This window comes from Candidatus Thermoplasmatota archaeon (genome assembly GCA_035541015.1).
GTDB lineage: Archaea > Thermoplasmatota > SW-10-69-26 > JACQPN01 > JAIVGT01 > DATLFM01.
The window spans coordinates 1-23430 of record DATLFM010000015.1; the positions used below are offsets into that span (position 1 = coordinate 1).

Below are 23430 nucleotides of genomic sequence, written 5' to 3' on the forward strand. Positions count from 1 at the left end.
CCTCGACTACGTCCGCGACAAGATCGAGGGCCGTTGGGCCGCGGCGACCGGGGCGCAGGAACTGGCGGCGGACACGCCACGGGCGCGGTCCCTGGAGCAGCAGGAGGCCGACCGGGAGAAGGCGGCGAAGGCGAAGCTGGACGAGATCCGCCGCAGCCTCGGCTGACGGGCCCCTCCTGCGACTCGGGCGGGGCGACGGCGCGCGCCGCCCCGCCCTCGTCAGGCGCCGGAGCGCTTGAAGATCTTGCTACCCAGCCACACCAGCGGGTCGTACTTGCGGTCGACCACGCGTTCCTTGAGCGGGATCAGCGCGTTGTCGGTGATCTTGATGTGCTCGGGGCAGACCTCGGTGCAGCACTTCGTGATGTTGCAAAGCTCGACGCCCGCGGCGTGCTTGGTCATGGGCACGCGGTCGAGGTCGTCCTTGGGGTGCATGTCCAGGCCCGCCAGGCGGATGAAGAACCGCGGCCCGAAGAACTCGTGCTTCTTCTGCGCGTCGCGCAGCACGTGGCAGACGTCCTGGCACAGGAAGCATTCGATGCATTTGCGGAACTCCTGCAGGCGGTCCACGTCCTGCTGCGCCATGCGGAACTCGCCGCGGGCGGCCTCCGCTTTCGTCATGGGCGCGGGCGTGAAGGGCGGGATGCGCTTGTTCACCTCGTAGTTCCAGGCGACGTCGGCCACGAGGTCCTTCACGTGCGGGAAGGCCTTGATGGGCGCCACGCTCACGGGGCGCGTGGGGTCCAGCGTGTCGATGCGGGTCATGCACATGAGCTTGGGGACGCCGTTCACCTCGGCGCTGCAGGATCCGCATTTTCCCGCCTTGCAGTTCCACCGCACGGCAAGGTCGGGCTCGCTTCGCGCCTGGATCTGGTGCACGGCGTCGAGGACGACCATGCCCTCCTCGTTCTCCACCTCGTATTCGCTGTAGAGGCCCGCGCCGCGCGAGCCGCGGAAGATCCGGAAGCGGACGGTGCGCGGGATGTCCTTCTCGGGCTTGCGGGGCGCCATGCCGGAGTCTCCCGTCGGGCGAAGCGGGGCTTCGGGGGGGTGCGTCGCGCGCACCTCGGAGACGCGGCCGCTCACGGGGTCGCCTCCAGGCTTGCCACCTTCTCGAGCGGCGCCTCGATGATCTCGCGCGCCTCCGGGGCCCATTCGGGAAGCGGCGCGAGTTCGATCTCCATGCCCTTGGCGCCGCGCCGGCAGACGACGTTCACCGCGGCCCAGCGGCCCTTGTCGGTGTGCGGGAAGTCGTCGCGCGTGTGGGCCCCGCGGCTCTCCTCGCGCGTGAGCGCCGAGCGGGCGATGGCCTCGGCGCAGACGAGAAGGTGCGAAAGGTCGAGGGCGGCGTGCCACCCCCCGTTGTACTGGCGGTTGCCGGGGGCGCGCACGTTGGCCGCCCGCCGTTTGAGCGCCTCGATCCGCGCGATGGCCGTCTCGAGCTCCTCGCGGGTGCGGATCATGCCGACGAGGTCCTGCATGAGGCCCTGGAGCTCCTCCTGGAGCGCAAAGGGGTTCTCGCCGGCGTCGCGCTCCAGCGGCGCGACGGCCGCTCCAAGCGCGGAGGCGACCTCGGCAGGGTCGGGGGCAGCGCCCGCGTTGCGTTTGGCAAACGCCGCCGCGTGCTCGCCCGCACGCTTGCCGAACACGAGAAGGTCGGAGAGCGAATTGCCGCCCAGCCGGTTGGCCCCGTGGAGGCCGGCCGCGCATTCGCCGGCTGCAAAGAGGCCCGGCACACGGGTCATGGCGGTCTCGGCGTCCACGCGGATGCCGCCCATGTGGTAGTGCATGGTGGGGCCGATCTCCATGGGCTCTCCGGTGATGTCCACGCCGGCGAGCTCCTTGAACTGGTGGTACATGGAGGGCAGCTTGCGCTTGACGTAGTCGGGATCGCGCCAGCTGATGTCGAGGTAGACGCCGCCGCGCGGCGAGCCGCGGCCGGCCTTCACCTCGGCGCGGATGGCCCGGGCGACCTCGTCGCGCGTGAGGAGCTCGGGCGGGCGTCGCGCGTCGCGGTCGCCCTCCAGCCATCGTTTGGCCTCCTCCTCGGTATCCGCCGTCTCCTTGCGGAAGAGTTCGGAGATGTAGCGGAACATGAAGCGCTCGCCCGTGGCGTTGCGGAGGATCCCCCCCTCGCCGCGGACGCCCTCCGTCACGAGGATGCCGCGCACCGACTTGGGCCAGATCATGCCGGTCGGGTGGAACTGGACGAACTCCATGTCCTGAAGCTCGGCGCCCGCCTCGTACGCGAGCGCCTGCCCGTCGCCCGTGTACTCCCAGGAGTTCGAGTTGATCGCGTAGCACTTGCCCACGCCGCCGGTGGCAAGCACGACCGCGGGCGCGCAGAAAAGGACGAAGCGCCCGGTCTCGCGCTCGTACGCGAGGCACCCGGCGATGCGGCCGTCGCGGACGAAGAGCTTCACCACGGTGTGCTCCATGAAGACGTCGATCCCGCTGTGCACGCCCTTGTCCTGGAGGGTCCGGATGATCTCGAGGCCGGTGCGGTCGCCCACGTGGGCAAGGCGCGGGTACGCGTGGCCGCCGAAGTTGCGCTGGTTGATCCAGCCGTCCTTCGATCGGTCGAACACGGCGCCCCACCGCTCGAGCTCGCGGATGCGCTCGGGCGCCTCGTGCGCGTGGATCCATGCCATGCGCCAGTGGTTGAGGAACTTGCCCCCGCGCATGGTGTCACGGAAGTGGACCTTCGGGTTGTCGCGCGCGTCGACGTTGCGCAGGGCGGCCGCGGCGCCGCCTTCGGCCATGACCGTGTGGGCCTTGCCCAGAAGCGACTTGCAGACGAGCGCCGTGCGAGCCCCGCGAGCCGAGGATTCGATGGCCGCGCGAAGGCCCGCGCCGCCGGCGCCCACGACGACGACGTCAAAGGCGCGCGTCGCGTACCCCCGCCCGTCGCGTGCCGCCGCGCCGGCCGTCACAGCAACCGACCCTCCCCGAACCATCCCGCCGACACGCCGCGGACGTAGAGGTCCACAAGCCAGATGGAGGCGAGCGAGCACCAGGCCCAGAGCATGTGGCGTCCGTTGAGGACGGTGACCTTCTGCCACAGCCCGTACCGCATCCGCGCGCCGGGGTCGCACGAGAAACAGTCGAGCTTGCCGCCCACGATGTGCCGGAGCGAATGGCAGCCAAGGGTGTAGGCCGAGAGCAGGAGGACGTTCCCGAAGAAGACGAAGGAGCCCATCGACAGGAACGGGGCTCCCTGCGGCACGCCCACGGCAAGGAAGGCGTCGTACCAGAGCCACGCGAGGATGACGATCGCCGTGTACAAGGCGTACCGATGGAGGTTCTGGAGCGTGAAGACGCCCCGCTCGCCGACGTATCCGTACCCGGAGAGGCCCTTGACCGCGCAGCCGGGGGGCGAGGCCATGTAGCTCCGATAGTACGCCTTGCGATAGTAGTAGCACGTCATCCGGAAGAGGATGGGGAACGGCAGGATGAGCATCGAAGGGGAGATCCAAGCCGGGACGTTCTGCAGGTGCAGAAGCTCGCGCAGGTCGGGGGAGCCCAGGGGCGAGTGGTAGGGTCCGACGAAGTAGTGCGCGTTCTCGAAGGCGCGCCACGTGCTGTACACGATGAAGGCGCCAAGGAACAGTCCAAAGACGAGCGGCTCGACCCACCAGGCGTCGGTTCGCATCGTGAACCGTCCCCACGCGCCTGTCCGCTTGACCGCCCGATCCGCGGTGGAGACGGCCATCGTTTCGAGTGCCCCGAGTTCCGGCATGGCCCGCGGGTTCTTAAAGGGCTTGCGTCCGTGGAGTAATTACGCGGTCCGGCCATGCGGGCGCGTGCCGTGGACGATCCGAGAATTCGAGGAGGTCGAATCGACGAACGACGTGGCGCGGCGCCTCGCGGAGCAGGGCGCGGGCGATCGTCTCGTCGTGGCCGCGGAGCGCCAGACGGGGGGTCGCGGCCGTGCCGGGCGCTCCTGGACCTCGGAGCACGGAGGCTTGTACCTCTCCGTCGTCCTCTTGCCTCCACCCCGGCCGGACCGACCCGGGCTTCTGCCGTTGGCGGCGGGATTGGCCGTCTCGCGCGCGGCGGCACGGTTCGACGCACCCGCGCGCGTGAAGTGGCCCAACGACGTGGAGGTCGGGAGGGCGAAGCTGGCGGGGATTCTCGTGGAGGCGAGCTGGAGCGGGCCGCGCCCCTGGGCCGTCGTGGGTGTGGGCCTCAACGTGAAAAACCCGGTGCCGGCGGGAGGCGCGCGACTTGCCGATTTCGCGGCGGGCGCCTCGTTGGCGCATGCGCGGGACGCGGTTCTGGCCGAGCTCGACGCCGCCCTTGCTGAGCTCGAAAAGGACCCCGACGCTCTCTGCCGCAAATGGGAGCGCCAAAGCTCGACGGTCGGAGCCCGCGTGCGCGCGGAGTCGCTCGCCGCCGGCGCGGTCGAAGGCATAGCCGCGGGGCTCGACGGAGACGGCGCGCTGCTCGTGCGGACGGAGGCGGGAACGCGACGGATCGTCGCGGGCGACGTCCTCCATCTTCGGCCCGTCGAGCCGTAGCGCGCGCTCGGGCGCGCAAGGGAAAAGAAAAACAAGAAGTCGAGGGGCCTTGGAGGCCCGGGTTTCGGGAGGCGATCGAGCTTGTGTTGGAGGCTTGTGTCCCCGGGAGGCAGGCCCGGGGATCGGAGGCATGCGTTTACAGCTCGCCGGGCTCGGTCAACCCCTCGACTTCGCTGAGATCGTGAGCGGGAAGGGACAGCGAGGGCGCGCGCATCTGGAGGAAGTACGCGTCCAGCGCTTCGGTCACGGTGTCCGAGATGGCCTTCCCCGTGAGGACCTTCATCGAATGGAGTTTGATATGGTAGTTGATCGGGATTTTGACCTTGACTTCCTTGACGCGTTCGAGGTTCCGTTTCTCTTCGATCATCATTCGCGTGCTCCTCCCCGTAAGGAATTCAACCATTTGGTTGAATTTTACCTCACGACATTGTAGAGCGCACCCGCTACATAAAGATTCAGTTTTCCGACTTTGGGCGGCGGACGGCCGTCCATGAAAGGTGTTCCGCAGGACGTATCTGCCGAAACCATGAACGCTCCTCCGGAGAAAAGCCGAGACTAGAGGCCAGTTCCGACGTAGGCGTAGATGATCTTCTGCTCGGCCGCCGTGAGATTCTTGTGCACGGCGTTCGTGCTGATGCCCAACGTGCCGGCGATGTCCTCAAGAGTGCATCCGCGGGGCGTCCTGTAGTACCCCAGGGCGTGGCCGATCCGCAGGACCTCGTCCTGGCGCGGGGTCACCTTCTCCAGGCGTGGAAGCGACAGCAGGGAGGCCTCCACGGCAAGGTCGCGGATGGCCACGACCTCCTGGTCCTGCCAAGCCGCCTCGAGCGCGACCTCCTCCATGGCCTTCACGACCTCGTCGTCGGGGAGCCGACGCGTAAGCACGATGCGCACGAGCGTTCGCGAACCTTCGACGACGGCGGGCTTGAGGTACGCGTCGCGCCCGAACCGCCGCACGAGGCCGGCGATCGGGTCCGGGCCGGCGCCCCGCCCCGTGACCCGCACCGTGGCGTGACCCTCGTCCCGCGACAAGACCTCAAGCGTCTTGCCTTCGGCTTCGAGCTGCTTGAGAAGCTCGCGGTACAGGGTCGGCGGCGCGATCACGACAAGCAGGAGCGAATCGCCGCGGCCCGTCGCGTCGTGCAGGGGCTGCCACACCGCCCGGGCGCCGCGGTTTCGGGCGCAGAACTCGGTGATGGCTCCCGGAATGGTCGCGTGGACGAGGACCTCGCGGAACGTGCCCCCCTCGCCGCGCCGGGAGAGCGAGACGCCGTGGCGGCGGCGCTTCCGCTCCTTGCGCGTGGACGGGTCGAGGTACCCGTTGATGAGCGTGTGCTCGATGTCCTTGAGCTTCTTGTGCACGGGGCTCACCGAGAGCCCCACGCGCCGCGCGATGTCCTCCAGGTTGCAGCGGCGGGGGCTCTCGTAGTAGCCCATGGAGAGGGCGAGGCGAACGAGCTCCTCCTGGTCGGGATCGAGCATCGGGACCAGCCGGTCGCTCATGGCGACGGGGTCGAAGTCGGCCACGCGCACGACGCGGAATCCCGACCACGGGAGGGCCTTCTGAAGCTCCTGCAGCTTCTCGAGCGCACGGCGCGTGTCGAGGTTGCGGACGGCCATGGCGCGGATGCGCATGCGGCCGCCCTCCACCATGACAGGCTCGAGGAGGGCGTCGCGGCCGAAGGTCTCGAGGAAGGCGTCCAGGGCCTCGGCCCACGCCATGCGGGCGTTGCCGTTCGTGGACGCGCCGATCTTGCAGACGACGCTGTAGGGGGTGATCGTCACGATCTCGAAGGAGGCGGCGCCCGGCTGCGCGCGAAGCTCGCGCAGGAGCGCGCCCGTCTTGTCGGTGTCGCCCACGACCGTAAGCACGGTCGAGAGCGTGGGCGGCGTGGGGTCCGTCACGCGAAGCATGGCGCGCGCGCCGGGGTTCTCCGCCGTGAAGCGGCACAGCGGCTCTTCCGGGCGTTCGAATTCCACCACGACTTCCGGCAGGGCCACCCGTTAGCCTCCCTTGCTCCAGCCGCCCTTGAGGGCTTCGTACACGGTCAACCGGAGCTCGTCGTTGTTCCAGGGCTTCTGCACGTAGTAGTGGATCTTCGCCTTGTCCATGGCCTCCATGGCGATCTCGACGTCGGAGTACCCGGTCACGAGCGCGCGGACGGTCTCGGGCCACCGCTCGCGCACGGTCTTCAGGAGCTCGACGCCGTTCATGTTGGGCATGCGGTAGTCGGCGAGCACGAGGTGGAAGCGCTCCCTCTCCAGGACCTCGAGGGCGCGCAGCGGGTCGTTTGCGGTGGTGAGCTTGGCGCGGAAGTTCTTCGCGCGGCGAAGCGTGAGCGCGAGCGCGTCGAGCACCTCCTGCTCGTCGTCGACGACGAGGATGCGGAACTCCTCGGGCGCGACCTCGCTCATGCGCCCGCCCCCGCTCGTTCGATGGGTAGCCGGATCGCGAACTTCGTGCCCTCGCCTACCTTGCTCGTCACGTTCACCTCTCCTCCATGCGCCTTGATGATGTTGTAGCTGATCGAGAGCCCAAGCCCGGTCGATCCCTTCTCCTTCGTCGTGAAGAAGGGGTCGAAGATCTTCGGAAGCGCCTCGGGCCGGATGCCCGACCCCGTGTCCTCGATCTCGATGACCACGTGCGCGCTCTCGCGACGCGTGCGCAGCCAGATCGTGCCGCGGTCCTCGATGGCCTGCGCGGCGTTCACGAGCATGTTCATAACGACCTGGTTGATCTGGCCGCCGTCGCAGCGCACGGGCGGAAGCTCCGAGAGCTCCTCCACGACCCGGATGCGGTGGCGGAACTGCGGCGCGAAGATCGTCACCGTGTCCCGCATGTTCGCGTTGAGGTCGACAAGCTCGCGTTTGTCGGCTTGTGGGCTTGCGAAGTTCTTGAGGTTGAGGACGATCTGGCTGATCCGGTCCAGGCCTTTGAGGTTGTTTTCGAGGAGGCGCTGGCCGTCGTGCAGGAGGAACCGGCACGCGTCGGAGCGGACGAACTCCTGCGCGTCCTGCCCGGAGAGCGCGCGGCCGTCGCGCGCGGCCATGGCAAAGGGCTCGGCCTGGAAGTCCTTGCAGAATTCGAGGAGGTTCTCCGTGTTGCTCTTGACGAAGGCAAGCGGGTTGTTGATCTCGTGCGCAACACCGGCGACGAGCTGACCAAGCGCGGCCATCTTCGCGCTCTGGATGAGCTTGTACGTGCGGCGCTCCACCTCTTCCTCGAGGTGCTGGGTGTAGCGGATGAGCTCGTCCTCGAGCTTCTTGCGCTCGGTGATGTCCGTGAGCGTCACGACGATCTTGTCCACGCGCCCTCCGTCCACGATGGGCACGGCGTTCACGATCGCGTGCACGCGCTCGCCCTGCGGCGGAGCGAGGTCGACCTCGAGGCCCGCCACGGCGGCCCCGCTTCGCAGCCGGTCGAGCACCTCGGAGAGGCGCGCGTCGGCCCCGGCCGGCGGGAACATGGCCCCCGAGGTGGCCTCCGCGGCGAGGCCCGCCATCTCGAGCCAGCGGCGGTTGCTGAACAGGTACCGGCCCTCGGGGTCTAGCGCCAGGATGCCGTCGGCGCTGTTGTCCATGATCGTGGCGAGCAGGCGGTTGCGCTCGTCGAGGTCGCGCTCGAGGCGCTTCTTCTCCGTGACGTCGCGGTACGTCCACACGCGGCCCAGGTACTCGCCGCGCGTGTCGCGGATGGGCTCGCTGTGCTCGTGCACGACGCGGTAGCGCGGCAGCACGAGCTCGATCTCCTGGTCGATCGTGCCGCCGGTCTCGTAGACCTCGAGCGTGGCGTCGAAGCGGCCTGGCTCGGCGTAGTGGCTGCGGGCCTTGTCGCGGATGGCCTGCGAGGGCGCGCGCTCGACCTCGTCGGGCGCGATGCCGAAGATCTCGCAGAAGCGCGAGTTTGCCGCCACGATGCGCTTGTCGCGATCGACGAGGAGGAGCCCGTCGATCGTGGTGGAGAAGATCGTCTCGAGGTTGCGCTTGGTCGATTCGAGGCGCGCGTTTGTCTCCGTGAGCTCGCGCGTGCGCTCGGCCACGAGGGCCTCGAGCTCCTCGGCGTACTGGCGAAGCTTCGCTTCGAGCGCTGCCTTCTCGGTGACGTCGTTCACGAGGAGCACCGCGCCGCGCAGGCCGCCGCCGGCCTCGAGCAGCGGAACGCCCGCGACGCTGATGACAAGGTGCCGTCCGTAGAGCGTGACGTAGTCGATGACGAGGTCGCGGAAGGGCTTTCCGGCCAGCAGGTCCGAAAGCTTGTCCACGAACGCGGGCTGCGAGCGGACGGTGGGCAGGTCGAAGATGCGCTCGAACCAGCCGCGCGGCACCTCGCCCTCCTTGCGGCCCATGAGCTTGAGCAGGTGCGGATTCTCGTACGTGATGACGCCCGCGCCGTCGAGGTAGGCGATGCCCACGGGCGAGTTCTCGACGATGTCCTGGTTGAAGTTCTTGAGCTCGATGAGCTCCTGCTCGGCGCGCTTGCGGTCGGTGATGTCCTTGACGAAGGCCACGTGCGTGAGCTTGCCGTGGATGTCGGTCACGCCCGCCGAGATCTCGACGGGCACGCTCGCGCCGTCGGCGCGAAGGAGGAACGTCTCGTACGTGGCGGGAGCCTCCTCGCCGCGCGAGCGGCGGGCGTAGATCTCCCGCACCTTGGGCAGCGACTCGGGCGCCACGAGATCGCGAAAGCCCATGGAGAGGAGCGCCTCCGTCGAGTGGCCCGTGACGCGCGCGAACTCGTCGTTCACGTACACGAAGCGGCCCTCCTCCTCGCCCACGTCCTGCAGGATCGCGACGCCCGCGCGGGCCCGCGAGGGCGTCTCCACGACGGCCTCGTACATCGCCTGCGCGTGATGGCGCTCCGTCACGTCCGTGGCCACGCCAAGCACGCCGGCGATCGTCCCGTCGGCGGCGCGGAGGGGGGCGTATTGGGTCTCGAAGACGACGCCGCGGACAAGGCCGGCGGCGGTGAAGGACTCGCCGGCGAGCGCGCGGCGGACGTTCTCCACGATCCAGGGCTCCTCCGAGTACACGTCTTCGACGCCCCGGCCCACCACTTCGCCGGGGCGCCAGCCTAGCGCCGAGAGACCCCGCCCCTCGCTGAGCGTGAAGCGCAGGTCGCGGTCCACGGCAAAGAGCACGATGGGAGCGCTTGCGACGACCGTGTGAAGGCGCTCCTCGGCTTCTTGGGCGGCCGCCTCGGCGGCCTTGCGCGCGGTGAGATCGCGCACGAGCACGACGAGCTTGGGCGCGCCGCCGTCCTCCAGGAGCTTTGCCGCCACCTCGACGGGGACGCGTCGCCCTTCGCGCGTGAGAAGGCGCGACTCGTACCGGTCGCCTTCGCGCCCCACCGCGTCGCGCGCGCGAAGCTTGGCGTCAAAGAGCGGCCGGTCCTCCGGCGCGATCAGGGCGTAGGGATCCTCGAGCGCAAGGAGCGACTCGCGCGGGTAGCCGGAGAGCGCGCAGAAGGCGTCGTTGGCAAACGTGAACCGGCGCCCCTCCACGATGAGCACGCCTTCGCCAAGGTCGCTCTGCGCCCGCAGCAACGCCTCGTAGCGGGCGGTCTGGAGGCGCAGGCTCTCCTCGGCCTGCCGCCGCTCGGTGATGTCGGTGAGCGCGCCCACGATCCCCGTGACCGTGCCGTTCTCGACGACGGGCGCCTCGTTCACCTCGACCCACAGGAGCTTCCCGTCGCGCCGGCGGAGCTCCAGCTCGTAGGGCGGCTGCCGCTCGCCGGTCGCAAGCGCCCGCTGCGTGAGCGCAAAGCCCACCGCGTTGGCCGGATGGTCCGTCACGAAATCGGTCCAGCGCACCTTGGCCTCCTCGGGGTCGCAACCGAGGAACTCGCGCGAGCGGGGGCTCACGTAGGTGATGACGTGGTCGGGCGTGTGCACGTAAAACAGGTTTGTCGAGTTCTCGACGATCGAGCGGAGCCGCTCGCGGGAGGCCGAGAGCGCCTCCTCGGCGCGCTTCTGCTGCTCGTAGAGCTGCGCGTTGCGGATGGCGACGGCGGCTTGGCTTGCAAAGGCCCGTACGACCTCCACGTGGCCGGCGTCATACTCGTCCTCGACGTCCGACCAGAGGCCGATCACGCCCACGACCTGCCCCTCGGCAAGAAGCGGCACGCCAAGCCAGCAGAGCGTGGCCGGACCAAAGGGCTGGATGCCAAGCTTGCGGCAGGTCGCCTGGTAGTCGTGCGCGATGAGCAGGGGCTCGCGCGTGCGGATGACGTACTCCGTGAGGCCGTTGGCAAGGCCGCGCTGCTTGCGGGGCAGGCGCTTTCCGCGCTCGTAGTAGAGCGGGAACTCCAGAAGCCCCTCGCGCTCGCGGTAGAGGCACACGTACATGCTGTCGGTGCTCATGAGGCGAGAGAGCTCCTCCCGGATGGCCTCGGAGAGCGCTTCGGCGTTGAGCTTCAGGGCCAGGCGGCGCCCGATGGCGTTGAGCGTCTCGAGCTCCTGCGCGCGCCGCTGCGCCTCGCGGTACAGCTCGCGGAGCGTCTCGCGCGACCGCGAGAGGCGGGCGCCGGCGGTCTTCGCCTCGCCGTGGAGCGCCGCGTTCTCGACGGCAAGCGCGGCGAGCTTGGCAAAGAAGGAGAACTGCTTGGCCGAGCGGGTCGTGGGCGCCTTCCCGTTCGAAGGCCTGCGCGCGAGCAGGAACCCCAGCGCCGCGCGGCCGGAGCCGCGCAACGGGACGACGACGGCGGCGCCGCGCGAGGCGCGCGTTCCCGCGTCAAGCTCGCGGACCTCGCGGGGGCGAAGATAGCGGGAATCTCCCAAGCGCTTCCCCGCCGAAAGCAGCTTTCGCGCGTCCTTTGCGGTCGGGACCGATCGAGCGACGCGCTTTGCCTTGGAAGGCGCAAGCCCGGCCGCGGCGGCCAGTTGCACGGCGCCGTCGGGGGCAAAGACGTGGATCGAGACCTCCTGCCATCCGCAAGCTTCCCGCATCGATTGGGCGATGTCCTGCAGGACGACGCCGCCGCGCGGAGCGGGGCTGCGCTGCGGGCGCTCCGGCACCGAGCGAGGTTTTTCCGCTTGCGTTGAAAGGTTTCTCAGCCGGCCCACGGCCCTTCCCCAAGGAGGTTGATATTTATGGTTGAGAAAAAGCGCTCAACTATATAAGAGTATGGATTTGTGAGCCCATGGTCTTGTTCGTCGAGACCGTCGGCATCGTGGGTGCGGGCGTCATGGGATCGGCCATCGCCGAGATCGCCGCGCTCTCCGGGCGGCGCGTGCTTCTCCACGACGCGGACCCGGACGCGCTGGCCCGAGGGCGCAAACGGGCGGCGGGCCTCCTCCACGAGCTTGCCGACTTCCAGGAGCGCAAGGCCGACCGCGAGATCGAGCGCCTCGCGCGCGAGGACGGCGTCGAGCTCTCGTCCGACCAGCAGGCGCGCCTGCGCGAGCGCCGGCGGCCCACCTTCACCGCCGCGCGCGCCGCCGAAGCCCTCGCGCGCGTGACCGCCGCCCCCGACCTCTCGTCGTTCTCCGCGTGCGACCTCGTGATCGAGGCCGTCGTGGAGGACGTCGCCGTGAAGCGGGAGGTCCTCGCAAAGCTCGAATCGGTCGCTCCCCGCCACGCGATCCTCGCCACGAACACCTCCTCGCTCACCGTTTCGAACCTCGCAAGGGCGCTTTCACGGCCGCAACGGTTCCTCGGTCTCCACTTCTTCAACCCTCCCTCGGACCTTCCGCTCGTGGAAGTCGTCGCCGGCGCGCAGACGGACGAGGCCGCCGTGGAGGACGCGACGGCCTTCGTGCGCGACCTTCGCAACCACCGCTCGGGCATGCTGCCCGTGCGCGTGAAAGATGGGCCGGGCTTCCTCGTGAACCGCGTGCTGGGCCGCATGCTCGCGGAGGCGTTCCTGTGCCTGGAGGACGGCGTCGCCGCCCGCTCCGACATCGACCTTGCGATGCGGGCCGGCGCCGGCTTTCCGGTGGGCCCCCTTGCCCTTGCCGACCACGTGGGGCTCGACGTGCTCGCGCACGCGATGCGCGCCTTGGACGAGCAGGGATTCCCCCGCGAGCAGCGGCGCCCGCGCGTCGTGGACGAGCTCGTCGCGGCGGGCCGGCTGGGCCGCAAGACGGGCGCGGGATTCTACGAGTACGAGCCGTCCGCCACCTTGCGATGAATGATCATCGCAGGACCGGCGGCCCAACGCGCGCCGGAGAGGATCGGTTTTCCCCGTCACACCGCCGTTCCGAAACGGTTTTCGCGTCGCGGCCGGTTGGTCCTCGGTCATGAGCGAGCCGCGCTTCGTCCGCTCGCGCGTCGAGGGAGCCACGGGAATCCTCACGCTCGACCATCCGCCCGTGAACGCGCTGTCGCCCTCCGTGCTCGAGGAGCTCGGCCGCGCGTTTGCCGCGCTCGAAGCAAACGCCGAGCTTCGCGCGGTCGTGGTGGCCGCCTCGGGCACAAACGCGTTCTCCGCCGGCGCCGACGTGCACGAGCTTGCCAAGCTGTCGCCCGAGGACGCGCGGTCGGTCGTCGCGCTTGGCCAACGGACATTCCTCGCGTTGGAACGTTCGCGGTTTGCCGTCGTGGCCGCCGTGCAGGCGCTTGCGCTGGGCGGGGGCCTCGAGCTTGCGCTTGCGTGCGACCTTCGCGTCGCCGGCGAGCGCGCGCGCTTTGCCGCGCCGGAGGTGCAGCTTGGCCTCGTGCCCGCCTGGGGCGGCACGCAGCGCCTGGCGCGGCTCGTCGGGCCGGGGCGGGCCAAGGAGATGATCCTCACGGGCGCCTGGGTGAACGCGAGCGAGGCGCTGCGCATGGGGCTTGTGAACAAGGTCGTTCCGGACGGGGACGAGCTTCGAGCGGCGCTCGACGTGGCGCGGCTCATCGGGGCCAAGGCGGCTCCGCTTGCCGTCGGGGCGGCCAAGCGCGCGATCCGGGAAGGGCTCGACGGAACCCTCGACGAGGGCCTTGCGCTCGAGGCGGAGGCGGTGGAATCGCTCGCCGCGTCGTCCGACCTTCGCGAGGGCCTTGCGGCCATGCTGGAGAAGCGCCCGCCCAAGTTCACGGGGACCTAGCGGTGCCGCGCACGTTCGCGTTCTCCCCGGAGGAGGAGGCGTTCCGCCGGGAGGTCCGAACGCTCCTGCGGGACGAGATCGCGCCGGAGCTTCCGTCGCTTCGCGAGGCGGCGGAGAAGCACGCCTTCCCGCGCGCGCTCGTGGACCGCCTTGCGCGCCGCGGCCTCTTGGGGCTTGCCGTGCCAAGGGAATGGGGCGGGGCTGGGCGAGGCGAGGCGGCCCATTGCATCGCGCTCGAGGAGCTGGGGCGCCTCGATGCGAGCCTTGCCACGATCGTTGGCGCGCACGCTGGCATCGGCACCGTTCCCATCCTGCTCCACGGCACGGACGAGCAGCGCGCCCGCTGGCTTCCCGACCTCGCCTCGGGCCGCCGGATCGCGGCGTTTGCGCTCACGGAGCCCGCGGCCGGGTCGGACGCGGCAAGCCTGCGCACGCGCGCGCGGCGCGAGGGCGACGCGTGGGTCCTATCCGGCTCCAAGCTGTACGTGACAAACGGCGACGTGGCCGACACGCTTGTGGTCTTCGCCGCGACGCGAGAGGAAGCCGGGCCCAAGGGCATCACGGCGTTTGTGGTCGAGCGGCCCAACCGCGGGGTTCGCGTGGGCGCCGTCGAGGACAAGCTTGGCATCCGCGCTTCCACGACGGCCGAGCTCGTGTTCGAGGACTGCCGCGTTCCGGCGGGCAACGTGCTTGGCGAGGTGGACAGGGGGTTCGCCGTCGCGCTCACCGCGCTCGACGGCGGGCGGGTGGCCTTGGCAGCGGGCGTTCTCGGCGGCGCACTTTCCCTGCTGGAGCGCTGCGCGCAGCGTCTGCGCGGGCGCGCCTTGGACGGGGAGAGCGTGGAGGACCGCCAGGCGGACCTGTTCCGGCTCGCGGACATGGCCGCCGACACGCACGTTGGGCTTCTGGCCACGTACCAGGCGGCCGCGCTCGTGGAGGAATACTACGGGATGCTCCGCGGGCGCCGGGAGCCTCCGGCGGAGCTTCGCCGCTCCGTCTCCCGTCAGGCCGCGATCGTGAAGGTGTTCGCAAGCGAAGCGGCCTCGCGCGCGGCGGAGCGGGCGCTTGCCATCGAGGGCCTTTCCGGGCTGGCCGACGGTCGTCCCGTCGAGCGCGCGCTACGGGACGCGCCCATCGGCGAGATCTTCGAGGGGACAAACGACATCCAGCGGCTCATCGTCGCCCGGAGCGTCCTTTCGGACCTCGGGGTCGGCTCCGCGTAGGCGGGCAAACGGTTTTGGCCACGGCCGCCCGTCGCGCCCGCATGGCCGCCGCCCCCACGTCCGATCCCGCGTGCGTCTTCTGCAAGATCGTCGCCCGGCAGATCCCCGCTCGCATCGTGCACGAGGACGAGGAGACGCTCGCCTTCCTCGACGTCCACCCGCTCGCGGAGGGCCACGCGCTTGTCGTTCCCAAGGCGCACCGCGCGCGCCTGGAGGACTTGAACGAGGACGAGGCGCGCGCGTTCTTTGCCACGGTCGTCAAGGTGAACCGCCGCTCGCGCAAGGCCACGGGCGCGCCCGCCACCACGCTTGCGGTCAACAACGGTCCGGAGGCGGGCCAGGAGGTCCCGCACCTGCACCTGCACGTCGTGCCCCGCGTGAAGGGGGACGGCGCGGGCGCGATCCACGCCCTGCGCTGGCCACGGCCGACCCTTGCGCCTGCCCGCATGGACGAGCTCACGAAGGAGATACGCCTGCTTCCGTAGCGGCTTCCGGGGCGGGCGCCGGGGGCAGCGCGCGCAGCACGCGCTCCCGGTCGAAGACGCCCTCGTCCGAGAAGGCGCCCAGCCGCGCGAGGCGGTTCACGTGCCAGCGAACGGTGCTCTTGGGCACGCCCGTGGCGCGCGCGATCGCGCCAAGCGAGTCGGCGCCGCGAAGCGCAAGGTGAAGGGCGACGCGCCGGGCCACGGGGGAGGCAAGCGCCACGCGCACGCGCCGCTGGGCGTCGTCGTCGCCGCTTCCGGCCGGGAAGTATCGGGTTCGGCGCCCCACGACGCGCGCCTCGACCAGCCCCGCGCCGCGCAGCACGCGAAGGTGGTGAAGCACGCTCGTGCGGTTGCGCGCGAGGGCCCGCGCGAGGCCCCCCGCGGCAAGGCCGGGGCGCGCCCGCACGAGCTCGCACAGCGCCGCGCGCGTCGCGTTTGCGAGCACGTCTTGACGGCGAAGGCGGGAGTAGAGGAGGAGCGCGGGCAGGAGCAGGAACGCAAGGAACACGAGGAGCAGCCACGCCGCAGGCGCGGGCGTCGCCGCGGCGCGCGCCGTCCCCTGCCAGGACGCGACCGGACCCGGCGGCCGTTCCGGCTCGACGCGAGCCGTGGCCGCGGCGCGCGGCGCCTCTTGCGCTTCGACCACCGCCGCGCGGATCCGAGCGGGGCGGGCCGTTCTCGTCGGCGGGCGCTTGGGCGCCGCCTGAGGGTTCGGACGACCCCTCCGCAGCGTCGGACGGCTTGAAGTAGAGGTTCTCGTAGCAGATCTGGGCGGCGTGGTAGAGAACGTAACCGGCAAGCGCGGTCTTGGATTGGCTGCGAAGGAGCACGGAGCCTTCGTACGAGAGCTCGCACGCCTCGCCCGGGAACGAGCGGTGCACGTCCGAGAGCGCCTGCCTGGTCCATCCGGGGAGGGCACGCCCTGCGGAGGGGATCGGCGGGCCTTCGCGCGAGCCGAACTCGCCCCAGGCTTGCATCCACCGCTGCCGGAAGGAAGCCGGGTCCTGCGGCGCGAACCAGAGACGCTCCTCGGCGGCGGCCAAGGCCTCCCGTGCGGTCCGCGAGCCGCCCAGCGTGAGGTTTGCCATCCACGACGATTGCAGGAGCTTGGCCGCTTCGGTCGTCCACCACGTGTGGTTCGTGGCGTTTGCCACGGGACCGACGAACGTGTTCTCCCTCGTGGCAAGCGCCGCCCAGTAGGCGGGCGACGTGAGGTTGCGCGCGGCCCGCTCCTGCTGATCGAGCCGGCACACCACGTCGCACTCGGCGTGCGGCGGCTCGGGCAGGGGAACCGGCGGGCAGCCGATGCAAACGTCGGCCGCCGCAAGCGGCGTGAGCAGGACGACGGCCATCGCCGTCCACGCAAGCGCCTTGGGTGCCCTCATCGCCTCTCTCCCGTCCACCGGTGCGTGGGCGGACGCTTAAGCCTTGCCGAGCGGCGCGCCCTCGCTCATACGATCTTGCGCATCGTCTCGGCAGGCGGGGCGCGTCCCCGCGGCCGGGTTGGATCCGGGTTCGAAGCGGCTGGCTTCAACTTGGGCGTCGCTTTGTTGCACGGCTTGGCGTGCGGGCTAGGGGCAGGTCTTCACGAGAGTTGCCGTCGCCGAGCCCACCGGCGAGGCGGCAAGCGCCGTGACCTTGAAGCACGGCTTTCCGGCCTCAAGCCGCAGGTAGATGTGCGCGCCGGAGGAGACGCTGCACGATCCCGCCGCGGCGCCCGCCCATTCGCATTCGAGGAGGGGGCTCTGCCCGGGATCGTAGAGATTGCCCTTGTAGATCTGGCGCGCCGTCACGCGGGCCCAACCGCCCAAGGCGAGCGATTCCCCGCCACCGCTCCAGGCGATCGAGTAGCACGCCTCACCGGGCGCAAGCGCGCCGCTGCAGGCGCTTGCGGACACGCGGCGAAGGTCGAGCGCAACGAAGGCGCACGCCAACCGCACGGCCGGATCGGGCACGCACGTGCGCTCCGTGGAGAGCGCCGAACCGGGAGGCATCAAGAGGGCGGCCAACGTCAGGCACAAGACAGCGAGCACGGCGCGTCCCATGCCGCCCGAGCAGGCGTCGTGGCCCTTGAACTTCGGGGACGGTTTGTTGCACGCCTCACTCGGCAAGCGTGAACAACCGGTCGTCGCCGCCCACGTCGAAGAAACCCAATCGCGCGCCGGCGTCGAGCCAGCCGTGCGCGTAGTTCACCGCGGCAAAGGCCGTCACGAGGTCGCCGTTGGCGCGGAAGTGCTCCGCGTCGCGGTGGTAGCTTTGCGCCATGCGCTGGAAGTCCTCGGCGACGCGGCGGAGGTGGCTTCGCTCGGGCGGCACGAGACGGATCTTCGCAAGCGCCGCGGCTGTCTTCCCAAGGTACTCGTCGATCTTGGCGTCCGTGATCTCACGGCGCGCGGCGGCGGATGCGTGCGACAAGGTTCCTCCGGCGGGCGCGCGCGAGCGCCCGCTGCGTGCGTTCGAGGGATTGCGCGATCTCCTCGCGAAGCTCGGCGATCGCGACGTTGCGGGGGAACTCGACCTCGAGGCCCAAGACCGTGGGGGCAAGCGCTCGCAGCTCCTCCTTCAGCCGGATGAGGCGCTCCGGCGGAAGCGCCTCGAGATCGGCGCGCAGGACGCGCTGTCCGATGCGGCGAAGGTCGAGGAACGCGGGCGCCTCCTCCGGCGCGGCGGGATGGGCGACAGGCGCGTGGTACTCGAGGCTGTCGTCCTCCACGCGCAACGGCTCCTCATCCCCGCCTTCTTCGCTCTCGGACGCGGAGACCTCGATCGCGCGCGCCGATGCCAAGGCGCGGGGAGGTGATGCGGTTGCGGCCCTGGGCGCTCGCTTGCGCGAACGCGCAGCGGCGGCGGGCGCCGCGCGCGGCGACTCGGGCTCCGGCGGCTCGCCTGGGGCTTCGGGAACGTGCGACGCCACGAGCTCCTCGATGGACGGCTCGGCCGTGGCGATGGCGGGCTCGGGCGCTTCCGGCTCCGCCGTTCCCTCCTCGGACTCCTCCGGCTCGCCGTCGGCGGCGCCCTCCGTTTCCGCCGCCTGGATCGCGTCCCCGTCGGCGACCGACGAACCGACCGCGCCGGCTCCCTCGCCCGTCGCGGCCTGCGTCGGCTCGGCCTGCGGCGCCCAGTGGCCCAGCACGTTCACGCTGCGTCCGCCGTGGCGCGTCTCGCGCGGCCGCACGTCCACGGCAAGCGGGTAGGCAAAGCGCGGGTGGCTCACGATGGCGCAGCCGACGGGCAACTGTTGGATCTCGTCCTCGGTGTCGCTCGTCAGCCCCTCGACGCTTCCGATGATCGCCTTGAGGTCGTTGGGGTTCGTGACCTTGAGGATGAGCTGCGTGCCGCACTGCGACAGGACGTTCTTGTCGATCTTGGCGGGACGCTGGCTCACGATGAGAAGGCCAAGGCCGAACTTGCGGCCTTCCGATGCGATCGTGCGCAGCGGGTCGCCGCTCATGGCCTGCTGGAAGCCGCGCTCGGGGCAGAAGTGGTGCGCCTCCTCCACCACGAGCATGAGCGGTGGGACGCGGTTGAGCTTGCGAGCCTCGAAGAGGCCCTTTGCAAGCCACGTGACGACGATCTCCTGCACGTCCGGCGGGATGCCGCGCAGGTTCACGATCGTGGCCTGGCCGCGCTTGGCAAGCGCCGCGATGGGCGTGCCGCCCGCGTGGAACAGGCGAAGACTGTCGAGGAACTCGAGCGCGGCGACGAGGTTCCACTTGGCGCTCGAGGGATGGTTCTTTGCCTCCTCGATGAGCTCCTGCAAGGTGTAATCGCGCTTGCGCGAGGCCACCTCCTTCAGCGCCTGGTGGAGGATGCCAAACTGCGCGCTCGACACCTTCGAGCCAAGGAGATCGGAGAGCTCGCGCATGCCAAGCCCGCGGCCGTCCAGGCGCAGCGGGTGGGCGCCCTTGTTGACGGAAGGGTCGGGCGAGTACTCGACGACGGACTCCGCGTACCCACGCGGCTTCACGCCAAAGCGCCGCATGGCCGACATGTCCGCGCGGCTCACGTTTGGAACGCCGAGGCTTCCGTGCTCGCCGTGCGGGTCGATGATGACGATCGGGATGCCCCTCTTCAGCAGCTCCTCCATGAGCACGCCCACGATGTAGCTCTTCCCAGCACCGGTCTTCGCGAGGACGGACGTGTGCTTCTGCACGATGTGGTTCACGTCGAGGCGGACCGGGATGGAGGTGCCGCGAAGGTGGCCAAGAAGCGCGCCGTCGTCGGTGAGGCCAAGGACGCGCTCGATGAGGAGCTCGTCGGCCTTGTGGACGCGCTCGCCGGGGCGGAAGGGAGTCTTTGGCGCCTGCAGCACGCCGCGCGGGTCGCGATAGCCGATGATGACGGCGTCGGCCGTCGTTCGGTCCTGCGAGGCGAGCGACCGCTCGGGCGCCGTGGCCGCGCCGGCTTCGCGCGTGACGCCGAGGATCTGGCAGAGCACGACGCCCTCCTCGTGGTTGACTTTGACGTAATCCCCGCGCCGCAGCGCCGCACGCTCGGCGGCGACGATGCGGAAGCGGCTCTCGCCCACCGTTCCGTAGATGGAGCCGAGGTGGTCCTGCATCCCGAGGGTCAACTGGGATCGGAGCATATGAACAGCCCGTTTTGCGCGCGGAAAGGCACGCCTTTTGGGGCGGGACGGTCGAATCCCTTTTACTGCGCACATGCGCAGTAAGACCGCCCGCCCGTCCAAACCGTGAAGCCCGCTGGAGCGTTGCTCCCTCGATGCCTCCGGGCTACCACGGCCGCGTCCTGCACGCCGACCTCGAAAAGGGACGGCTGTCCGACTATCCCATTCCCGACGCGTGGCGGCAGGCGCACGTCGGCGGCCGCGGCATGGCCGCCCGCATCCTCCTGCGCGAGTACCGCGGGCGCCCGGCCGACGACCCGCTTGCGCCTTCAAACGTGCTCACGTTCTTCCCGGGCCCCCTCACCGGCGTCGCCATGCCCGGCTCCGGCCGCCACGTCGTCGCCGCGCGCTCGCCCCTCTCGGGACTCTACGGCGAAGCCTACGCGGGGGGATTCTGGGCGACCGAGTTTCTGCGCGCGGGCTTCGATGGGCTCGTCGTCACCGGCGCCGCCGAGCGCCCCTCGTACCTTGCGATCGTGGACGGCCACGCGGAGCTTCGGGACGCAAGCGACCTCTGGGGCAAGCTCGTCTCCGAGGTGGACGCGGAGCTTCTCGCGCGCCTGCCCGGCGCGCGCGTGGCCGCGATCGGGCCCGCGGGGGAGAACCTCGTGCGGTTCGCGTGCGTCGTGAACGACCGGAACCGCGCGGCCGGACGCACGGGCATGGGCGCGGTGATGGGCGCAAAGAAGCTCAAGGCGATCGTGGTGAAGGGCCGCCCCGAGGGCATGCCCAAGCCCGCCGACGACGCGAAGCTCCGCGCCGCGCGCAAGAAGTACGTCGGCACGCTCACGGACGAGGGCATGGCGGAGTTTGGACGCTACGGCACGCCGCGCGGGGTCAACGGCCTCTCGCACTCCGGCATTCTCCCGACCCGCTACTGGGGTGCCGGCTCGTGGGATCGCAGCGAGGAGGTCTCCGGCGAGCGCCAGAACGCGACGATCCTCGTCGGGCGCGACAACTGCACGGCGTGCAACGTGCGGTGCAAGCGCGTCGTCGAGACGAGCTTCGAGGGCGAGCGCGTGGACCGAAAGCACGGAGGCCCCGAGTACGAGACGATCGCCGCCTTCGCGTCCTCGCAGCTCGTGCCGTCGCTCGACTACGTGGCGGCGTCCAACAAGTGGTGCAACGAGTACGGGATGGATACGATCAGCGCCGGCTCGGCCATCGCCTTTGCCATGGAGGCCAAGGCGCGGGGGCTCCTCAAGGACGGGAAGGCGCCGGAGTATGGCGACGGCAAGGGCGGGCTTGCGCTTCTCCACCGCATCGCGCGGCGCGAGGGGCTCGGGGATCTCCTGGCGCAGGGGACGCGGCGCGCGGCCGAGGCGCTGGCGGCGCCGGAGCTTGCCGTGCACGTGAAGGGCGTGGAGCTTCCCATGCACGAACCGCGCGGCAAGAAGGGCATGGGCCTCTCGTACGCCGTGTCGCCGCGCGGCGCCAACCACATGGAGGGCTACCACGACACGGACCTTCGCGAGGACGGCGCAAGCCCGGAGCTTGGCGTCGGCAAGGGATTCTCCCGCTTCGAGGCCACGCCCCACAAGGCGCGCGTGCAGGCGAGCTTCGAGAACGCGCGGAGCTTTGTCAACAGCCTCGTCGTGTGCGCCTTCACGATCGTTGATTCCGGCCCCACCTACAACCTCGGGCACGTCCGCGACATGCTCGCGGCCGCCACGGGCTTTCCGGTCGACCGGGACGGAATGCTCGCCGTCGGCGAGCGGAACTACCAGGCGGCGCGCCTCTTTTCGATCCGCATGGGCGCCACGGCGGCCGACGACGATCTGCCTTCGCGCATCCGGCGCGAGGCGCTTTCCTTCGGCAAGCGGCGCGAGGCGCTCACGGACGCCGATCTTGCGACGATGAAGGCGGCGTACTACGAGGCCCGGGGATGGGACGGAGGCGGCCGCCCCACCGCCTCGCGCCTCAGGGCGTTGGGCCTCGCGGATGCGCTCTAGCCTGCGCGTCGAACGCGGCGCACGGGATCGCGCGCGGGGGGCTTGTCCGCCAGAAGGTGGGCCGCGAACTCGGAGAGGACGTCGAGCCCGCGGACCTCCTGCTCGAAGAGCGGGGCCTCGAAGACGGGAACGTTCGCCGTCTTCCGGATCTCCTCGAGATGCGCGAGGTTCATCTGCCGGCGAAGGTCGGAGAACGCGACGGTGGAGACCACGCGCTTGAAGAGCTCGGGGTCGTAGCCGCCGTCGGCGAGCGCCTGCTTGAGCCGGTCCTTGGCCGGCTCGTCCTCGAGGACGCGCAGGAACTGCGGGCGAAGCTCGGCCAGAATATCGGGTTGCACCTTGTTCACGACGATGCCGCCGACGGGGATGCGAAGCTCGCGCACGCGCTCGAGGATGTCGACCGTCTCCCGGACGGCCAGAAGCTCCGGATTCGTGACGACGAAGAGAACCGTGTTCGTCTCGTCCGTGAGCATCTCCTCGATGCGCTTGGCCTCCTCCTTGATGCTGGCGAACACCTTTTCGAGGTCGACGTCCGGAACGGCGGGATCCTCGCCCGTGAAGAGCCCCTTGATTCCGCCGGCGAGCTTCTTTGCGTTGCTGTAGAACTTCCACCCCTTGATGACGAGGTTGATCATGCTCTGCTCGCTCATGATCTCCTTGATGTACTGGGGCGCGGAGAGGAACGTGAGCGCGTGGCCCGTCGGGGCCGTGTCGACGACGATCACGTCGTAGGCGCTTGCGTTGCGAAGCTCGAGGAGCTTCCCGATGGCCAGAAGCTCGTTCAAGCCCGGCATGTTCTCGGAGACGTACTTGAACAGCGGGTGCGTCGTGAGGTCCTTGTCCTTGACGTCCTCGCCCGCCTGCTTCTGGACGAACTCGCGCACGACCGTCTTTGGGTCGATCATGAGCGCCCACAGGTTGTTCTCGACGGGCGTGGGCTCGAATCCGACCGGCACGCCAAGCGCGTCGGAGAGGCGCTTTGCCGGATCCACGGTGACGACGAGGACCTTCTTGCCGCCGCGCGCGAGGTGGAGTCCCGTGGCCGAGCTCGTCGTCGTCTTGCCGACGCCACCCTTGCCGGCGTAGATGAGGAGCTTCCGGTCCGCGACCGCGGCGCGCATGCGTGGGGATGAATTCGGAGGTTTTAAAGCCGAAGGTTCGAATCGCGCAGGAGGGGATGCCCATGCGCCAAACGATGGCCTTGCTTGCCGCCGTCGCGCTCGTCGGACTCGCCCCGATCGCCGGCGGACAGGGTTGCGGCCAGTCGGGGCAGCCGGCGTGCGCAGCGAACCTCGTCGTGGCCGCGCTCTCCGCCGACCCCGCCGCTCCGGAGGTGGGCGAGGAGGTGACGTTCTCGGTCACCGTGCGCAACCCGGGAACGGCCGAGTCTCCGCCCACGCGCGTGCGCCTCATCCTCAACGGCACGGAGCTTGGACGCGAGCCCGTTGCGGGCCTTGCCCCCGGCGGCTCGGACACCGTTTCTTTCGGTTGGAGGGCGGCCGGCGGCAGCTGGACGGTCGTGGCCGTCGTGGACGCCGTGGCCGGCGAGTCGGCCAACGACGACAACGCCCGCACCCTCCTGCTTGACGTGCTTCCCGCC

The 23430-nt window shown here is 70.1% G+C and carries 20 protein-coding genes; 8 read left to right on the plus strand and 12 right to left on the minus strand.

The annotated features are described in order from the left end of the window. Positions 1-219 precede the first annotated feature (219 nt). From VM681_01290 to VM681_01300, 3 genes are all read right to left on the minus strand, one after another. A complete protein-coding gene (locus tag VM681_01290; GenBank protein ID HVL86632.1) occupies positions 220-1011 on the minus strand; it encodes a succinate dehydrogenase/fumarate reductase iron-sulfur subunit in 792 nt (263 codons plus the stop codon). A gap of 71 nt (positions 1012-1082) precedes the next feature. Continuing rightward, a complete protein-coding gene (locus tag VM681_01295; protein ID HVL86633.1) occupies positions 1083-2933 on the minus strand; it encodes a fumarate reductase/succinate dehydrogenase flavoprotein subunit in 1851 nt (616 codons plus the stop codon). Beyond that, complete coding sequence (locus tag VM681_01300) at positions 2930-3739, minus strand: succinate dehydrogenase (GenBank protein HVL86634.1); 810 nt, start codon at positions 3737-3739, stop codon at positions 2930-2932. The genes VM681_01295 and VM681_01300 overlap by 4 nt, the downstream gene beginning before the upstream one ends. A gap of 64 nt (positions 3740-3803) precedes the next feature. Here VM681_01300 and VM681_01305 point away from each other — a divergent pair, with 64 nt between their 5' ends. Further along, positions 3804-4520: a biotin--[acetyl-CoA-carboxylase] ligase gene (locus VM681_01305; protein ID HVL86635.1), complete on the plus strand. Its 717-nt coding sequence runs from the start codon at positions 3804-3806 to the stop codon at positions 4518-4520. Positions 4521-4656: 136 nt separating this feature from the next. Here the strand turns inward: VM681_01305 and VM681_01310 are convergent, their stop codons facing one another. From VM681_01310 to VM681_01325, 4 genes are all read right to left on the minus strand, one after another. Then, positions 4657-4890, minus strand: coding sequence for a hypothetical protein (locus VM681_01310; protein HVL86636.1), 234 nt, complete (start codon positions 4888-4890; stop codon positions 4657-4659). Positions 4891-5075: 185 nt separating this feature from the next. After that, on the minus strand, positions 5076-6521 hold the full coding sequence (locus tag VM681_01315) for a helix-turn-helix domain-containing protein (protein ID HVL86637.1): 1446 nt from the start codon (positions 6519-6521) through the stop codon (positions 5076-5078). A gap of 3 nt (positions 6522-6524) precedes the next feature. Continuing rightward, positions 6525-6935: a response regulator gene (locus tag VM681_01320; GenBank protein ID HVL86638.1), complete on the minus strand. Its 411-nt coding sequence runs from the start codon at positions 6933-6935 to the stop codon at positions 6525-6527. Then, positions 6932-11533 carry a PAS domain S-box protein gene (locus VM681_01325; protein HVL86639.1) on the minus strand — a complete coding sequence of 1534 codons (4602 nt, stop codon included), beginning with the start codon at positions 11531-11533 and terminating at the stop codon, positions 6932-6934. Before VM681_01325 ends, VM681_01320 begins: the two co-directional genes overlap by 4 nt. 125 nt (positions 11534-11658) lie before the next feature. Here VM681_01325 and VM681_01330 point away from each other — a divergent pair, with 125 nt between their 5' ends. The 4 genes from VM681_01330 to VM681_01345 all read left to right on the plus strand — a co-directional run bounded on the left by VM681_01330 (position 11659) and on the right by VM681_01345 (position 15251). Further along, positions 11659-12648 (plus strand): 3-hydroxyacyl-CoA dehydrogenase family protein, encoded by a 990-nt coding sequence (locus VM681_01330; GenBank protein ID HVL86640.1) that lies wholly within the window; start codon positions 11659-11661, stop codon positions 12646-12648. 109 nt (positions 12649-12757) lie between these two features. Next, complete coding sequence (locus VM681_01335; GenBank protein HVL86641.1) at positions 12758-13543, plus strand: enoyl-CoA hydratase-related protein; 786 nt, start codon at positions 12758-12760, stop codon at positions 13541-13543. Between the two features lie 2 nt (positions 13544-13545). Then, positions 13546-14766: an acyl-CoA dehydrogenase family protein gene (locus tag VM681_01340; GenBank protein ID HVL86642.1), complete on the plus strand. Its 1221-nt coding sequence runs from the start codon at positions 13546-13548 to the stop codon at positions 14764-14766. A gap of 41 nt (positions 14767-14807) precedes the next feature. Beyond that, positions 14808-15251, plus strand: coding sequence for an HIT family protein (locus VM681_01345; protein ID HVL86643.1), 444 nt, complete (start codon positions 14808-14810; stop codon positions 15249-15251). On the opposite strand, the gene VM681_01350 is transcribed toward VM681_01345, so the two are convergent. Continuing rightward, the gene (locus VM681_01350) at positions 15223-15897 is read right to left on the minus strand and encodes a helix-turn-helix domain-containing protein (GenBank protein HVL86644.1); all 675 of its coding nucleotides are present in this window, start codon (positions 15895-15897) and stop codon (positions 15223-15225) included. The genes VM681_01345 and VM681_01350 overlap by 29 nt on opposite strands. 428 nt (positions 15898-16325) lie before the next feature. Between VM681_01350 and VM681_01355 the strand changes: the two genes are divergently transcribed. Then, positions 16326-16451 carry a hypothetical protein gene (locus tag VM681_01355; protein HVL86645.1) on the plus strand — a complete coding sequence of 42 codons (126 nt, stop codon included), beginning with the start codon at positions 16326-16328 and terminating at the stop codon, positions 16449-16451. Positions 16452-16822: 371 nt separating this feature from the next. Here the strand turns inward: VM681_01355 and VM681_01360 are convergent, their stop codons facing one another. From VM681_01360 to VM681_01370, 3 genes are read right to left on the minus strand one after another with little or no spacing between them, the layout of a single operon-like run. Beyond that, a complete protein-coding gene (locus tag VM681_01360) occupies positions 16823-17296 on the minus strand; it encodes a hypothetical protein (protein HVL86646.1) in 474 nt (157 codons plus the stop codon). A 55-nt stretch (positions 17297-17351) separates the two neighbouring features. After that, positions 17352-17666, minus strand: coding sequence for a DUF357 domain-containing protein (locus tag VM681_01365; protein HVL86647.1), 315 nt, complete (start codon positions 17664-17666; stop codon positions 17352-17354). Next, a complete protein-coding gene (locus VM681_01370; protein HVL86648.1) occupies positions 17635-19812 on the minus strand; it encodes a DUF87 domain-containing protein in 2178 nt (725 codons plus the stop codon). Before VM681_01370 ends, VM681_01365 begins: the two co-directional genes overlap by 32 nt. Before the next feature lie 161 nt (positions 19813-19973). Between VM681_01370 and VM681_01375 the strand changes: the two genes are divergently transcribed. Next, positions 19974-21830 carry an aldehyde ferredoxin oxidoreductase family protein gene (locus VM681_01375; GenBank protein HVL86649.1) on the plus strand — a complete coding sequence of 619 codons (1857 nt, stop codon included), beginning with the start codon at positions 19974-19976 and terminating at the stop codon, positions 21828-21830. On the opposite strand, the gene VM681_01380 is transcribed toward VM681_01375, so the two are convergent. Then, on the minus strand, positions 21827-22951 hold the full coding sequence (locus VM681_01380) for an ArsA family ATPase (protein ID HVL86650.1): 1125 nt from the start codon (positions 22949-22951) through the stop codon (positions 21827-21829). The genes VM681_01375 and VM681_01380 overlap by 4 nt on opposite strands. A 56-nt stretch (positions 22952-23007) precedes the next feature. Between VM681_01380 and VM681_01385 the strand changes: the two genes are divergently transcribed. Next, the coding region (locus VM681_01385) for a CARDB domain-containing protein (protein HVL86651.1) at positions 23008-23430 on the plus strand (423 nt) is incomplete at its 3' end.

Excerpts from the sequence above, each read along its gene's own strand:
- VM681_01370 (HVL86648.1), bottom strand. The coding sequence starts at position 19,812 with ATGCAGGACCACCTCGGCTCCATCTACGGAACGGTGGGCGAGAGCCGC.
- VM681_01335 (HVL86641.1), top strand. The coding sequence starts at position 12,758 with ATGAGCGAGCCGCGCTTCGTCCGCTCGCGCGTCGAGGGAGCCACGGGA.
- VM681_01380 (HVL86650.1), bottom strand. The coding sequence starts at position 22,951 with ATGCGCGCCGCGGTCGCGGACCGGAAGCTCCTCATCTACGCCGGCAAG.
- VM681_01320 (HVL86638.1), bottom strand. The coding sequence starts at position 6,935 with ATGAGCGAGGTCGCGCCCGAGGAGTTCCGCATCCTCGTCGTCGACGAC.
- VM681_01345 (HVL86643.1), top strand. The coding sequence starts at position 14,808 with ATGGCCGCCGCCCCCACGTCCGATCCCGCGTGCGTCTTCTGCAAGATC.
- VM681_01310 (HVL86636.1), bottom strand. The coding sequence starts at position 4,890 with ATGATGATCGAAGAGAAACGGAACCTCGAACGCGTCAAGGAAGTCAAG.
- VM681_01300 (HVL86634.1), bottom strand. The coding sequence starts at position 3,739 with ATGCCGGAACTCGGGGCACTCGAAACGATGGCCGTCTCCACCGCGGAT.
- VM681_01360 (HVL86646.1), bottom strand. The coding sequence starts at position 17,296 with ATGGGACGCGCCGTGCTCGCTGTCTTGTGCCTGACGTTGGCCGCCCTC.
- VM681_01375 (HVL86649.1), top strand. The coding sequence starts at position 19,974 with ATGCCTCCGGGCTACCACGGCCGCGTCCTGCACGCCGACCTCGAAAAG.
- VM681_01290 (HVL86632.1), bottom strand. The coding sequence starts at position 1,011 with ATGGCGCCCCGCAAGCCCGAGAAGGACATCCCGCGCACCGTCCGCTTC.
- VM681_01330 (HVL86640.1), top strand. The coding sequence starts at position 11,659 with ATGGTCTTGTTCGTCGAGACCGTCGGCATCGTGGGTGCGGGCGTCATG.